The sequence below is a fragment of the Microbacterium sp. KU4F genome, assembly GCF_056868075.1.
Window position 1 is genome coordinate 242,431 of record NZ_CP200324.1, and the last position, 14,475, is coordinate 256,905.

Here is a 14,475-nt window from a genome sequence, read left to right on the forward strand (position 1 = left end):
CGGCGTCACCGTCCGCGGCGTTCGCGGGCGGTGACGCGCAGCCCTGAGCCGATCAAGGCTCGAACGAGCGTGTGACCGTCGACCGCGTGCGCGCCGGCGGACACGAGGCGCTCGTGCGCCTCATCGGGGACGTCGTAATGATCGAGATCGAAGCCACGCCGGGGGATTCCGTTGGCGGCGGCGAAGGCGTGGAGTTCATCGAGGTCGCTGTCGCTGATGAGGTGCGACCACAGACGGCCGTGGGCGGGCCAGCGCGGGTCGTCGATGAGGATCGCCATCCGACGATCGTAGGGCGCTGCCGAGGGCGTCCGGGCGCGCGCGACACGCGCTCCGGCTCCTTTTGCCACCTCGGCCCTCGATCGGGTAAACTCTTCCTTTGGTGCGTCGCCCTATCGCTGGGCACCCGGCTTGACGATGTGCGAGTCGATGCATCACCGGACTTCTCCGCCCCTGGCGGAGTCCCTCCAGACAATCGGAGCCGAGCGCTCCCAAGACGAAACAGGTGTGAAGTGGTTTACGCAGTTGTGCGCGCCGGCGGCCGGCAGGAAAAGGTCGAGGTCGGCACGATCGTCGTTCTCGACCGCCAGCAGGCGAAGATCGGCGAGACCCTCGAGCTGCCGGCCGTCCTGCTCGTCGACGGCGACGCGGTCACGACCGACGCGGCGAAGCTCGCCAAGGTGACGGTCACCGCCGAGGTCCTCGGTGAGGAGCGCGGCCCGAAGATCGTGATCCAGAAGTTCAAGAACAAGACCGGTTACAAGAAGCGCCAGGGGCACCGTCAGGACCTCACGCGCGTCAAGGTCACCGGCATTAAGTAAGTCCAGGAAGAGGCGAAGAAATGGCACACAAAAAGGGCGCGAGCTCGACTCGTAACGGTCGTGACTCGAACGCACAGCGCCTCGGCGTGAAGCGCTTCGGCGGCCAGGTCGTCAACGCGGGCGAGATCATCGTCCGTCAGCGCGGCACGCACTTCCACCCGGGCGCCAATGTCGGCCGCGGTGGCGACGACACGCTGTTCGCGCTGTCGGCCGGTGCCGTGCAGTTCGGCACCAAGGGCGGCCGCAAGGTCGTCAACATCGTGGGCGCCGCGGAGTAATCCGCCGTCACACGCAGACGTCGGCGAGGGGCGGGCTTCGGCCCGCCCCTCGCTTCATATCCAGGAGGGCGCACACATGGTCACGTTCGTCGATCGAGTGACGCTTCACCTGCGCGCGGGCAAAGGCGGCAACGGCTGCGTGTCGGTGCGCCGTGAGAAGTTCAAGCCGCTCGCAGGCCCCGACGGCGGCAACGGGGGCAACGGGGGAGACATCATCCTCGTCGCCGACCCCCAGGTGACCACGCTCCTGTCGTACCACCACTCGCCGCACCGCACCGCTGAGAACGGCGGCTTCGGGATGGGCGACAACCGCTCCGGCGCGATGGGTGAGCCCGTCGAGCTGCCGGTGCCGGTCGGCACGGTCGTGAAGGACGAGGACGGCACGGTGCTCGCCGACATGGTGGAGCCCGGCATCCGCTTCGTCGTCGCACCCGGCGGACGTGGCGGACTCGGCAACGCGGCTCTTGCCACGACCAAGCGCAAGGCCCCCGGGTTCGCGCTGCTGGGCACCCCCGGTTGGGAAGGCGATGTCCGCCTCGAGCTGAAGACGGTCGCCGACGTCGCGCTGGTGGGCTACCCCTCCGCGGGCAAGTCGAGCCTCATCGCCGCGGTCTCGGCGGCGCGCCCCAAGATCGCCGACTACCCGTTCACCACGCTGCACCCGAACCTCGGTGTCGTACAGGCCGGCGACGTGCGCTTCACGGTCGCCGATGTGCCCGGGCTCATCGAGGGCGCCAGCGACGGGCGCGGACTCGGGCTGGAGTTCCTGCGCCACGTCGAACGGTGCACCGCGCTGGTCCACGTGCTGGACTGCGCCACACTCGAGCCCGGCCGCGATCCGTTGTCCGATCTCGACGTGATCCTCGCCGAGCTCGCCGCCTACGAGGTGCCGGAGGGGCAGGTTCCGCTCCTGGAACGCCCGCAGGTCGTCGCGCTGAACAAGGTCGACGTGCCCGAGGCGCGCGATCTCGCGGACCTCGTGCGTCCCGATCTCGAGGCGCGCGGCTATCGCGTGTTCGAGATCTCGACGGTCAGCCGCGCGGGTCTGCGAGAGCTCACCTTCGCGCTCGGCGAGATCGTCGAGAAGCACCGTGCCGAGGTCGCCGCGGAGCCCGCGCCCGAACGCATCATCATCCGACCCAAGGGTGCCGAGAAGGAGTTCTCGGTGCGAGTGGAGGGCGGCACGTACGGTCCGGTCTACCGCGTGCTCGGCGAGAAGCCGGTGCGGTGGGTGCAGCAGACCGACTTCCAGAACGAAGAGGCCGTCGGCTTCCTCGCCGACCGCCTCGACAAGCTCGGCGTCGAGGACGAACTGTTCCGCGCCGGAGCGACGCCGGGCGCGACCGTCGTCATCGGCGAGGGCGACAGCGTCGTGTTCGACTGGCACCCGTCGCTGTCCTCCGCCGCGGAGCTCATGACGGCGCCGCGTGGCACCGACCCGCGCTTCAACCTCGACGGCCGTCGAACGACCAACCAGCGACGCGAGCGCTATCACGAGCGGATGGACGCCAAGGCCGCCGCACGCGCCGAGCTGGAGGCGGAGCGCATTCGCGAGGGCGAGGAGTGAGCGTGAGCTCACGCGCCGACCTGCCCGCGGCCAGGCGCCTCGTCGTCAAGGTGGGCTCGTCCTCGATCAGCGGTGACAACGCGGCGAACATCCAGCCCCTCGTGGAGGCTCTCGCCGCCGCTCACGGCCGTGGTACCGAGGTCGTCCTGGTGTCGTCGGGAGCGATCGCGACCGGTATGCCCTTCCTGGCGCTCGATGCTCGGCCCTCCGACCTCGCGACGCAGCAGGCGGCCGCAGCGGTGGGTCAGAACATCCTCGTCTACCGCTACCAGGAGGCGCTACGCCCGTTCGCGGTGGTCGCGGGACAGGTGCTGCTGACCGCGGGCGATCTCGAGAACCCGACCCACCGCTCGAACGCCCGCCGGGCCATGGAGCGTCTCCTCGGGCTGCGCATCCTGCCGATCGTCAATGAGAACGACACGGTCGCCACGCACGAGATCCGCTTCGGCGACAACGACCGGCTTGCGGCGCTCGTCGCCCAGCTGATCAGCGCCGACGCACTCGTGCTGCTCAGCGACATCGCCTGCCTCTACACACGGCCGCCGGACGAGCCCGGGGCGCGACCGATCGCCGAGGTGCCCTACGGAGACGATCTTTCGGGTTACGAGTTCGGCTCCGTCGTCGTCAACAGCGTCGGCACCGGGGGAGCGGCGACGAAGGTCTCGGCGGCACGGCTCGCCGCGGCAGCCGGTGTCGCCGTGCTGGTGACGAGCATCGACCTGGTCGACTCCGCCCTCGGCGGCGGTGAGGTCGGCACCTGGTTCGCACCCAACCCGCATCCCGTCGAGCATCCGTTGACCGGACCGGTCCTGACGCGTCGCTAAACTGAGCGGATGAGTCTGACGACCGTCACCGCAGGCGAGCGGATGCTGCTCGCCAAGACCGCCTCGCGCGAGATCGCACGGCTCTCGGACCCTCAGAAGAGCAGGCTGCTCGATCGCATCGCCAACGCGCTGGAGAATGCGACGGACGAGATCGTCGCCGCCAACGGCAAGGACCTGGATCGCGGGCGCGAGCAGGGCCTCTCCGCCGCGCTGCTGGACCGCTTGGCTCTCGACGCCGCGCGCGTGCACGCTCTTGCTGAGGCCGTGCGGGAAGTCGCCCTGCTGCCGGACCCGGTCGGGCGACTGCTCGAGGAGAAGACCCTCGAGAACGGGTTGCACCTCCAGAAGATCTCCGTGCCCTTCGGCGTGGTCGGCTCGATCTACGAGGCGCGCCCCAACGTGACGGTCGACATCGCGGCGCTCGCCCTGCGCTCCGGCAACGCCGTCGTGCTGCGCGGCGGGACCGCCGCTGAGCTCAGCAATGCGGCTCTCGTTGGCGCCATGCGCGCCGCGCTGGCGGAGGAGGGCGTCGACCCCGAGGCCATTCAGACGCTCGACGCCTTCGGTCGGTCGGGCGCCGGCGAACTCATGCACGCCCGCGGAATCGTCGACGTGCTCGTTCCCCGGGGCAGCGCGCAGCTGATCGAGACCGTGGTGACCGAATCCACCGTTCCGGTGATCGAGACCGGCGCGGGCGTCGTACACGTCTACCTCGACGAGAGCGCACCGCTCGAACGTGCCGAAGCGATCGTGGTGAACGCGAAGGCGCAGCGTCCCAGCGTCTGCAACGCGGCCGAGACGGTCCTCGTGCATCGCGCGGCCGCGCCGCGTGTGGTCGGTCCCGTGGTGGCCGCCCTGCAGGAGGCGGGTGTGACGGTGCACGGCGACGAGACGGTGGCGCAGCTCGCGTCCGGCATCGTCCCCGCCGACGAGCAGGACTGGGAGACGGAGTACCTGAGCCTCGACATCGCGATGCGCGTCGTCGACGATCTGGATGGGGCGCTCGATCACATCCGGCGCTACTCGACGCACCACACCGAGTCGATCATCACCGACGACGAGGGCAGCGCCGAGCGCTTCCTGGCCGAGGTCGATTCCGCGGTCGTCATGGCGAACGCCTCCACACGCTTCACCGACGGCGGCGAGTTCGGTTTCGGCGCCGAGGTGGGCATCTCCACCCAGAAGCTGCATGCCCGAGGTCCCATGGGCCTGCGTGAGCTCACGAGCTCCAAGTGGGTCGTCCGTGGCTCCGGGCAGGTACGCGGCTGACAGACTAAGCTGGGAGTGCCCGTGCGCCCCACCGATCGATCGGAGAACCGATGAGCCTCGCCCCCTTCCTCACCCTTGTCGCCGAGGAGGCCGAGCACCACGGTAACGTCGCCGCGGAGACCGTCGGATACGGGATCATCGCGCTCATCGTCTTCACCGCCCTCGCGCTCGTGACCCTCTCGTACCGCAACGTCGCCAACCGTCACGCGCACAAGGCGGAGGCGTACGCCAAGAAGCACGCGGCCGATCTCGAGCCGCGCGGACACGGCCACTGACTCTCGGGCAGATGAGCGCAGGTCGAGCGCCGCGCATCGGGGTGATGGGCGGCACCTTCGACCCGGTTCATCACGGACACCTCGTCGCGGCGAGCGAAGTCGCCGCATCCTTCGACCTCGACGAGGTCATCTTCGTGCCCACAGGCGAGCCGTGGCAGAAGTCTCAGGTCACCGAGAGCGAGCATCGCTACCTGATGACGGTGATCGCCACCGCCTCGAACCCCGACTTCAGCGTGAGCAGGGTGGACATCGACCGCTCCGGGCCGACGTATACGATCGACACCCTCCGCGATCTCCAAGCCCAGCGTCCGGATGCCGAGCTCTTCTTCATCACGGGAGCCGATGCCGTGGCGCAGATTCTCAGCTGGAGGGACCATGATGAACTGTGGGACCTCGCCCATTTCGTGGCGGTCTCCCGGCCCGGGCACCCGCTATCGGCGGCCGGACTACCGAGCAAGAACGTGAGTCTGCTCGAGATCCCTGCCCTGGCCATCTCTTCGACGGACTGTCGGAACCGCGTGCACAACGGTCAACCGGTGTGGTACCTCGTTCCGGATGGAGTCGTCCAGTACATTGCGAAGCACCACCTCTACCGGAGTAAGGCATGAGCAACCCTGACCAGCCCAGCACTCCGCCGCTGACCCGGCGCCAGATGCGCGACCTGCGCAACACCGGATCGACCCCGATCCAGACCCCGCAGGACGCTCCCGCCAGCGCGCCCGAGCCGAAGCCCGAGCCGGTCGCCCCGCTTCCGCGCGCCGCCGCGCCCGCCGTCGTCCCGCCCGCGCCGCGAGCGGATGCCAGCGTCGACCTGGGTGTCTCTCCGCTGACCCGGCGCCAGGCGCGCGAGCAGGAACGCATCCGCACCGCGTCGGTGCCGGTGATCACGCCGGACAGCGCCGCCGATGCGCAGGCGTCGACGGTGAAGCCCTCCGACGAGGACTCATCGGCTCCGGACACCGGCGGGATGACGGCGCTGTTCACCCCCGACGCCGATGAGCGACCGGCGGATGAGACGCCGCTGGCCGCGGCCGAGGCGGCTCTGGCCGACCAGCCCGCCCCCGTGGTGTCTCCGCAACTCGGCTCCGCACTGCTCGAGAGCGGAGTCCCGGAGGTCGCGCTCCCGCCGTCCTTCGACCACCTGCTGACGCGGGAGAGCTCGACAGGCAGCATCGCCACGCCGAACGCTCTGATCCTCTCGCAGACGCCGTCGGCGGACGCGTTCACGTCTCCCATCGCGGCGACCGGCGAGGTGCTCATCACCGGCACGTTCGCGCTCCCCGAGGGCCTCGGCTCGCGTGGCCACGCGCCCGGCACCACCGACGGCAAGGAAGCCGACGCGGTTCTCGTGGACGGTGAGCTGCCGCCCGCATCCTCTCCCACCCCCATCGCGGCCAGCGCCGCGATCAGCACCATCAAGAGCGCGGACGAGATCATCCGTCCGCCGGCGCCCGAAAAGGGCAGTCGACTCATGCTCGTGCTCGCCATCACCGCCGGTGCGCTTGCGCTCGCGCTGGTCGGTGTGCTGGTGTTCGCCGTTTCGACAGGACTCTTCTCATGACCCTCACCGACGCATCCGTCGAGGTGCTGCAGATCGCCGCGCGCGCAGCCGACGCGAAGGGCGGCGAGGACCTCGTGGCTCTCGACGTCTCCGAGCCGTTGCCGCTCGTCGACATCTTCCTGCTCGTGACGGGGCGCAACGAGCGCAACGTGGCCGCGATCGCCGACGAGATCGAGGAGCAGCTGCTCGAGCACGGCGTCAAGCGTCTGCGCCGTGAGGGCCGCGAGGAGTCGCGCTGGATCCTGCTGGATTTCGGCGACCTCGTCGTGCACGTCTTCCACGAGCAGGAGCGCGTCTTCTATGGACTCGAGCGCCTGTGGAAGGACTGCCCGATCGTTCCCATCGACCTGCCGGTGCCGACGCGCCCGGAGTGACCGGGCTGATTTCGCTCACCACTCATCCGTGTTGTAAGCTGAATGAGTTGCCCGGACGGGTGACAGAGGGCCTGTGGCGCAGCTGGTAGCGCACCTGCATGGCATGCAGGGGGTCAGGGGTTCGAGTCCCCTCAGGTCCACCCTCACGAAACGAAGGCCTCCGCGAAGCGGGGGCCTTCCTTCGTTTCCCGGCGCTGATCGACGGCCCCCGGCCCGGGAACGCACAGTTCGTGCGCCGAAAGCGACAGGTTGTGCGTGAGCCCGATGCGGGCCGTGCCGAGCGCGTGAAATAGGACTCGGCACCGGTGCGCTGACGCCCGGGCCGTCCTCCGATGACGGAGGTCTGCACACAGAGGAGAACACAGTGAGTTCAACGACGGCTCGGAAGCCGATGTCGAACAAGAGGTTCCTCGCGATCTGGATCCCGATCGTCGCCGTGGTGGCAATCATCGCCATCGGCGCGAACATCGCGATCGGGATGTATCGAGGAGCCATCGAGTCGTACATGGGCGCGGGAACCTACGCGATCAGCAACACGGCGGACGGCGACAAGCTCGACACCGAGTACTACACGGCCGACTACGCGACGAACGAAGAGGCCAAGAGCGCGTCGTCCGAACTCGTGGAGGAGATCGCGGGCGAGGGCATGACCCTCGTCAAGAACAACGGGACCCTGCCGTTGGCGGCCGGCGCCGTCACGCTGCTGGGCCGCGGCGCGGCCGACCCCGTCTACGGCGGCTCCGGTTCCGGAACGGCGGACACCCGCACCGCTGTGAACATCAAGGCCGGCATCGAGAACGGCGGCTTCACCGTCAACGGGACGGTCTACGACCAGCTCGCGGCGTTCGCCGAGGCGAACCCGGCGGCGGAGGGCGGCCGGACGAACATCGTCATGGACAAGCCCGAGGAGTCGAACTACAACATCGGTGAGATGCCGGTCGCCGACTACTCGCAGGCCTCGCGCGACAGCTTCGCGGAGTTCCCGGACGCCGCGATCGTCGTCATCGGCCGTGCCGGCGGCGAAGGCGGAGATCTCGCCACCAACATGGAGAAGTGGGACGAGCGCGCAGAGCCCGGTCAGCACCAGCTCGAGCTCAACGCCGATGAGAAGGACCTGCTCGAACTCGCCAAGAGCCAGTTCGAGAACGTCATCGTGGTCGTGAACGCATCGACGTCCATGGAGCTCGGTTCTCTCCAGGACGACGAGGGGATCGACGGCATCATCCTGGCAGGCTCTCCCGGCGTCAACGGATTCAACGCGCTGGGACCGATCCTGAGCGGCGACATCAACCCCTCGGGGCGCACGGTCGACGTGTTCTCGCGCGACTTCACCGCTGATCCGACCTTCGTCAACTTCGGCGACTTCGCCTACACGAACGTCGACGACGCCTACTTCGTCGACTACGAAGAGGGCATCTACGTCGGCTACCGCTATTACGAGACCGCGGCTGTCGAAGGCTTCATCGAATACGACCAGGCCGTCGTCTATCCGTTCGGCTACGGGCTCAGCTACACGAGCTTCGACAAGGCGATCACCGGACAGCGCCTCGGCGATGTGGACGGCGACATCTCCGTCGACGTGAGCGTCACGAACACCGGCGCGGTCGCAGGCAAGGATGTCGTGCAGCTCTACTACACGGCGCCCTACACGCCGGGCGGGGTCGAGAAGTCCTCCGTCGTGCTCGGAGCGTTCGCGAAGACGAGCCTGCTCGAGCCCGGCGCGTCGGAGACGGTGACCCTCACCATTCCCGTCGAGGAGATGGCGTCCTACGACAGCACCGGCGACGGGGCATACGTGCTCGACGCCGGCGTCTACGAGATCAAGGTCCAGAACGACTCGCACACGATCGCCGCGGGCACTGCTCCGATCACGTACACGGTCGACGAGAAGGTCACCTACACCGAGGGGCGCGCGAGCGACGAGACGGCGGCGACCAACCACTTCGAGGATGTCACCGCGGCCTTCTCCGAGGGCAAGGTGACTGCGCTGTCCCGTGCGGACTTCGCCGGGACGTTCCCGAAGGCGCCTGAAGGAGCCGACTTCGAGGCGAGTGAGGCGACGATCGCCGACTTCGCTCCGTACGATGCCGCCGCGGCCGCTGCGGCAGACACGGACTCCGAGACGCCCGTCTGGGGTGCAGACGGCAACGTCTCACTCGTCGACATGCGCGGACTCGCGTACGACGACCCGAAGTGGGACGCCCTGCTTGACCAGCTCACGCTGGACGAGGTCGTCGACATGCTCACCTCGGGTGCGTACAACACGGCCGGTATCCCGGACATCGGCAAGATCCGAACCAACGACCTCGACGGTCCTGCCGGGTTCAGCTCGTTCATCAACCCCGATCTGTGGACCGGAACGGCCTTCCCGTCCGAGTACCTGCTCGGACAGACGTGGAACGTCGAACTCGCCAACGCGATGGGTCTCGCGATCGGCAACGAAGCGCTCACGATGGGGGCCAACGGCTGGTACGCACCTGCCGCGAACCTGCATCGCTCTCCGTTCGCCGGCCGCAACTTCGAGTACTACTCCGAGGACCCGGTGCTGTCCGGGGCTCTGGCCACGGCTGCTGTGGACGGCGCGCTCACGAAGGGCGTCTACTCGTTCACGAAGCACTTCGCGATGAACGACCAGGAGACGAACCGCGTCAACGGCAACGGCATCGCGACGTGGGCGACCGAGCAGACGATCCGTGAGATCTATCTGAAGCCTTTCGAGATGATCGTCAAGAACGCCAGCGGCGAGCTGTCGTACTACGACGCCGACGGCACGAAGCAGACCGCCGAGATCGGTGCCACCGCCATGATGAGCTCGTTCAACCGCATCGGCGGCACGTGGGCCGGTGGCTCCGCGGCGCTCATGCACGACGTGCTGCGCGGCGAGTGGGGCTTCACGGGCTTCGTGATCACCGACTTCAACCTCTATCCCTACATGTATGTCGATGAGGCGTGGGCCGCTCGCGGCACCGACCACATGCTGACCTTCGCGGGGATGAAGACGGTCGAAGACACCGAGAGCGCCTTCGCACAGTCCAACATCCGCTACGCCGCCCACAACCTGCTGTACACCGTTGCGAACTCCAACGCGGTGAACGGGATGGCTCCGGGAGCGACGCTGACGTACCAGCCCGCAGCGTGGGAGATCTGGATCACGGTCGGCACCGTCGTGCTGGCACTGCTGGTGGCCGCGGGAGTGGTGTGGATCATCGTCCGCGTCCGCCGTCACCGCAATCGCCCGGTGACGGTCGACGACGAGCTCGCTTCGTCCTGACACGGCACGTTCGGGGCCGGGCCGCCGCGCCCGGCCCCGAACGGCGATTGTCCTCCCGCGCTCGACGCGCGATGCGAACGACCAAGAAAGACCCATTGTGAAAGACACCCCCTCGCTCGTAGCGAGTCTCTCGCTGCTCGAGAAAGCGGCCCTGCTCAGCGGCGCCAACACGTGGCAGACGCGAGCGATCGAACGCATCGCGCTCCCGCCCGTGTGGCTGGCAGACGGTCCTCACGGTGTGCGCAAGCAGGTGGGATCGGCCGACCACCTCGGCATCAACGGCTCAGAACCCGCCACCTGCTTCCCGACCGCCGCCACGATCGCCGGCAGCTGGGACGACGAGCTGGCCGAGCAGATCGGTGCGGCGCTCGGCCGCGAGGCATCCTCGCAAGGCGTGGGCGTCCTGCTCGGACCCGGCCTCAATATCAAGCGCAGCCCCCTCGGCGGCCGCAGTTTCGAGTACTTCTCTGAGGACCCGGAGCTCGCAGGCAGACTGGCCGCCGCCTACGTCCGCGGCATCCAGTCCGAAGGCGTCGCAGCGACTCCTAAGCACTTCGCGGTCAACAGCCAGGAGCTGCGTCGCATGGTCAGCGACTCGGTCGTCGACGAGCGCACGCTGCGCGAGATCTACCTCACCGCTTTCGAGATCGTCGTCCGCGAGGCCGCACCCTGGGCGATCATGTCCTCGTACAACCTCGTCAACGGCGTCTACGCCCACGAGAACGCCCACCTGCTGACCGAGATCCTGCGCGACGAGTGGGGCTTCGACGGCGCAGTGATCTCCGACTGGGGCGGGTCCAACGACGCCGTCGCCGCCGTGGCCGCCGGTGCCGCGCTCGAGATGCCCTCGCCCGGCTTCGACTCGGCCCGCGAGATCGTCGCCGCCGTCGAGTCCGGCCGGCTCGCCATCGCAGATCTGGACGCCCGCGTCACCGAGCTCATCGATCTGGTGCGCCGCGTGACCGAGCGCGCCGCCGCGATCGTCGACCTTCCCGCGCATCACGCGCTCGCCCGCCGCGCCGCTGCCGAGTCGGCCGTGCTGCTGCGCAACGAGGGCGACCTGCTGCCGCTCGCGGCGGGGACCCGGGTCGCACTGATCGGCGCCTTCGCCACCGCGCCCCGCTACCAGGGCGCCGGATCCTCGCTCGTGAACCCCACGACCCTTCCGACCCTCGCCGACGTGCTGCCGAACTCCACCCTCGACGTCGTGGGCGTCGCGGAGGGATTCCGCCGCGACGGCCGTGCGGACGAGGTGCTGCGCGCCGAGGCTCTGACGCTCGCGGAACGCGCCGACGTCGTGGTGCTGAGTCTCGGGCTTCCCGAGATCGCCGAGTCGGAGGGCATGGACCGCGCGACCCTCGACCTGCCTGAAGAGCAGGTGCGGCTGCTCCGTGATGTGCACCGCGTGAACCCCCGCACCATCGTGCTGATCAGCGCCGGAGGCGTGGTGTCGACGCCGTGGGCCACGGATGCGGCTGCGCTGCTGCACGCCTACCTCGGCGGCCAGGCCGGCGCCGAGGCCATCGTGGATGTGCTCACCGGCACGGTCGACCCGGGCGGACGACTGGCCGAGACGATGCCGCGCACTCTCGCCGACACTCCCACTGCGGAGACCTTCCCGAGCGCCGCCCGCACCGCCGAGTACCGCGAGGGGCCGTTCGTCGGCTATCGGCACTACGACACGGCCGGTGTCCCCGTCGCCTTCCCGTTCGGCTACGGCCTGAGCTACACGCGATTCGCCTACTCGGATCTCGACGTGGATGCCGACGGCGCTCACGTCACGGTCACGAACACCGGCTCTCGGGCCGGGAGCGACGTGGTCCAGATGTACGTCGGACGAGCCGGTGAGAGTGCGCTGGCACGTCCGCGTCGCGAGTTGAAGGGGTACGCGAAGGTGCGCCTCGACGCGGGCGAATCGCGCCGCGTCTCGCTGCCGTTCGGTGAGCGCACCTTCCGGGTCTTCGACGCCGCCGCGAATGCCTGGGTCGTCGAGCGGGGCGCCTACGAGATCTTCGTCGGCGCACACGTGGAAGCGCTCGAGCTGTCGACGACCGTAGAACGCGACGGCGTCGCACCGGCGCCGACCGCGCGGACGGGCGCTTCGCCGACCGATGCCGAGTTCGCGACACTCCTCGGCCGCAAGGTGCCCGATCCGCGCTGGCCCGCAGGGCCGCTCGGTGAGAACGACCCGATGGATCGGCTCGCCGAGGCGCGCAGTCCGCTCGGGCGGCTCGGCTTCCGCATCCTCGACGCAAGGCGCCGCAAGGCGGATGCGGCGGGCACTCCCGACCTGAACGTGCTGTTCCTGCTGAACGGGCCGTTCCGGGTCATCTCGAAGATGAGCGGCGGGCTCGCCACCCGCCGGCTCACCGGTGCCGTGCTGACGCTCGTGAACGGGCAGACGCTGCGGGGCCTCGGACGCGTGATCGCCGCCTACGTCGGCGGCCGACGCGATGAGAAGGCGACGAAGAAGGCGTTCGACGCCGCTGCAGGGAACAGGAGCACACGATGATCACCGCCATCTCGAAGTGGTGGGGTCGCTTCCAGACCTCACGTCCGGAACTGTCGAAGTTCATCATGTTTCTGCTGCTGTCCAACGGCGTCACCGTGCTGCAGCTGGCGCTCATGCCGATCTTCCGCTGGGGCTTCGCGAGCTTCACGGGACTCACGGACGTCGGGTTCCAGGTGCTGCCCGTCGGCTCGAACGTCGACGGCAGCCAGTACTACATGTTCGACTACGCCGCCGGGGCGCTTCCCGCCGGCGGCGGCGGGCTGGCGTACTTCCTGGCCGTGCAGATCACGCTGCTCATCGCCCAGGTCATCAACTTCTTCCTGCAGCGCAACATCACGTTCAAGTCGAACACCTCGGTGTGGGTCGCAGCCGGCTGGTACACGGTCGCCTACGTGGCGATCACCTTCATCGCCGCCGCCGCTCAAGGCTTCTACAAGGCGCCGATCTACGACTTCTTCATGGTGACGCTGGGATGGGGCTCGAGCGGATCCGTCGTGGCCGATGTCCTGACGATGATCATCAACGCGGCGATCTCCTTCTGGGTGTTCTACCCGATCTTCAAGGTGATCTTCCGTCAAGTGCCGACCGAGGTCGAGGTGGTGGCGGAGCCGGGCGACAAGGTCGAGCGATGACGAACCGCACGCCCGGCGCACCGGCTCTGTCGATCGTCGTGCCGGCGTTCAACGCCGACGAGTACCTCGGACGTGCGCTATCGGAACTAGACGCGGTCGCCGGTGTCGAGGTGATCGTCGTCGATGATGGCTCGACGGATGCCACCGGGGCGCTCGCGGACGACTGGGCCGCGCGGCGCCCCGCTTCCCGGCGGGTGATCCACCAGCGCAACCGCGGGCACGGTGGCGCCATCAACGCGGGACTCGCCGCCGCCCGCGGCACGTTCGTGAAGATCCTGGATGCGGACGATTGGCTCGACATCGCCTCGCTCGCCCGTCTGGTGCGTGAGCTCGTTGCGCTGCAGGCCGTGGACGTCGACGCGGTGTTCACGGACTTCGTGCACGAGCGCGTCGGAAAGTCGGCGCGTCCGGCGCGTTTCGACTCGGTGTTCCCCTCGGACGGCGTGTTCGAGTGGGCCGACACGGAACGATTCGGGCGCCGTCAGGTGCTCATGATGCACGCGATCGTGTATCGCACGGAGCTCGTGCGCGCGAGCGGACTGCTCCTGCCCGAGCACACCTTCTACGTCGACAACCTCTACGTGATGACCCCGTTGGCGCTGGTGCGTCGGATGCGGTACCTGCCCATCCCGCTCTACCGCTATCACGTGGGCCGCCCTGGCCAGTCCGTGGCGCCGGAGGTCATGGTGCGACGGGTGGAGCAGCAGCTGAGGGTGAACCGACTGGCTCTCGCCGCGCTTCCCTCTCCGCATGCGGGCACCCGCGGTGAGGTACCGGCGCAGCTGTACCGTGCGCTGCTGCACCATGTGGAGGGGGTGTGTGCTGTCACCAGCGCGACGTTGGCCCGTGCCGGGACCGCGGGTCACCTCGTCGAGCGCGACCGGTTCTGGCGAGAAGTGCGTGCGGAGAACCCCTGGCTGTATACGCGCATGCGTCGCAGCCTCCTCGGGGCGGTGAGCAACCTCCCGGGTCAGGCGGGTCGCCGCGCGACGAGCCTGGCCTACGACTGGGCTCGTCGCGTCGTCGGGTTCAGCTGAGACGAGCCCCGGCTTCCTCACGTGAACGACGTCCCGTCTACGATCGATGGGGAGACC

14 protein-coding genes and 1 tRNA gene are annotated in these 14,475 nt (G+C 68.6%); 14 read left to right on the top strand and 1 reads right to left on the bottom strand.

The features are described from left to right. Positions 1-5: 5 nt before the first annotated feature. Complete coding sequence (locus AC1VNH_RS01245) at positions 6-278, bottom strand: DUF4031 domain-containing protein (protein WP_483109543.1); 273 nt, start codon at positions 276-278, stop codon at positions 6-8. Positions 279-509: 231 nt separating this feature from the next. Between AC1VNH_RS01245 and rplU the strand changes: the two genes are divergently transcribed. The 14 genes from rplU to AC1VNH_RS01315 all read left to right on the top strand — a co-directional run bounded on the left by rplU (position 510) and on the right by AC1VNH_RS01315 (position 14,418). Next, positions 510-818 (top strand): 50S ribosomal protein L21, encoded by a 309-nt coding sequence (gene rplU / locus AC1VNH_RS01250; RefSeq protein ID WP_137416799.1) that lies wholly within the window; start codon positions 510-512, stop codon positions 816-818. Between the two features lie 20 nt (positions 819-838). Continuing rightward, complete coding sequence (rpmA, locus tag AC1VNH_RS01255; protein WP_137416800.1) at positions 839-1,096, top strand: 50S ribosomal protein L27; 258 nt, start codon at positions 839-841, stop codon at positions 1,094-1,096. A 76-nt stretch (positions 1,097-1,172) separates the two neighbouring features. Then, positions 1,173-2,663, top strand: coding sequence for a GTPase ObgE (gene obgE / locus AC1VNH_RS01260; protein ID WP_483109544.1), 1,491 nt, complete (start codon positions 1,173-1,175; stop codon positions 2,661-2,663). Beyond that, positions 2,660-3,487 (top strand): glutamate 5-kinase, encoded by an 828-nt coding sequence (proB, locus tag AC1VNH_RS01265; protein WP_483109545.1) that lies wholly within the window; start codon positions 2,660-2,662, stop codon positions 3,485-3,487. The genes obgE and proB overlap by 4 nt, the downstream gene beginning before the upstream one ends. A gap of 9 nt (positions 3,488-3,496) precedes the next feature. Beyond that, positions 3,497-4,756 carry a glutamate-5-semialdehyde dehydrogenase gene (locus tag AC1VNH_RS01270; RefSeq protein ID WP_483109546.1) on the top strand — a complete coding sequence of 420 codons (1,260 nt, stop codon included), beginning with the start codon at positions 3,497-3,499 and terminating at the stop codon, positions 4,754-4,756. Between the two features lie 50 nt (positions 4,757-4,806). Beyond that, entirely contained in the window at positions 4,807-5,031 is a 225-nt protein-coding gene (locus AC1VNH_RS01275) for a hypothetical protein (protein ID WP_243228023.1), read from the top strand. A gap of 11 nt (positions 5,032-5,042) precedes the next feature. Next, the gene (gene nadD / locus AC1VNH_RS01280; protein ID WP_234073027.1) at positions 5,043-5,639 is read left to right on the top strand and encodes a nicotinate-nucleotide adenylyltransferase; all 597 of its coding nucleotides are present in this window, start codon (positions 5,043-5,045) and stop codon (positions 5,637-5,639) included. Beyond that, a complete protein-coding gene (locus AC1VNH_RS01285) occupies positions 5,636-6,592 on the top strand; it encodes a hypothetical protein (RefSeq protein ID WP_483109547.1) in 957 nt (318 codons plus the stop codon). Before nadD ends, AC1VNH_RS01285 begins: the two co-directional genes overlap by 4 nt. Continuing rightward, a complete protein-coding gene (rsfS, locus tag AC1VNH_RS01290) occupies positions 6,589-6,966 on the top strand; it encodes a ribosome silencing factor (RefSeq protein ID WP_344227874.1) in 378 nt (125 codons plus the stop codon). Before AC1VNH_RS01285 ends, rsfS begins: the two co-directional genes overlap by 4 nt. Before the next feature lie 67 nt (positions 6,967-7,033). Continuing rightward, positions 7,034-7,106 (top strand) — tRNA-Ala (locus tag AC1VNH_RS01295). Between the two features lie 251 nt (positions 7,107-7,357). Then, positions 7,358-10,237: a glycoside hydrolase family 3 protein gene (locus AC1VNH_RS01300; protein ID WP_483109548.1), complete on the top strand. Its 2,880-nt coding sequence runs from the start codon at positions 7,358-7,360 to the stop codon at positions 10,235-10,237. A gap of 97 nt (positions 10,238-10,334) precedes the next feature. Then, positions 10,335-12,749, top strand: coding sequence for a glycoside hydrolase family 3 C-terminal domain-containing protein (locus AC1VNH_RS01305; protein WP_483109549.1), 2,415 nt, complete (start codon positions 10,335-10,337; stop codon positions 12,747-12,749). After that, positions 12,746-13,381, top strand: a complete 636-nt coding sequence (locus tag AC1VNH_RS01310; RefSeq protein ID WP_243228018.1) for a hypothetical protein — start codon at positions 12,746-12,748, stop codon at positions 13,379-13,381. Before AC1VNH_RS01305 ends, AC1VNH_RS01310 begins: the two co-directional genes overlap by 4 nt. After that, complete coding sequence (locus AC1VNH_RS01315) at positions 13,378-14,418, top strand: glycosyltransferase family 2 protein (protein WP_483109550.1); 1,041 nt, start codon at positions 13,378-13,380, stop codon at positions 14,416-14,418. The genes AC1VNH_RS01310 and AC1VNH_RS01315 overlap by 4 nt, the downstream gene beginning before the upstream one ends. Positions 14,419-14,475 lie beyond the last annotated feature (57 nt).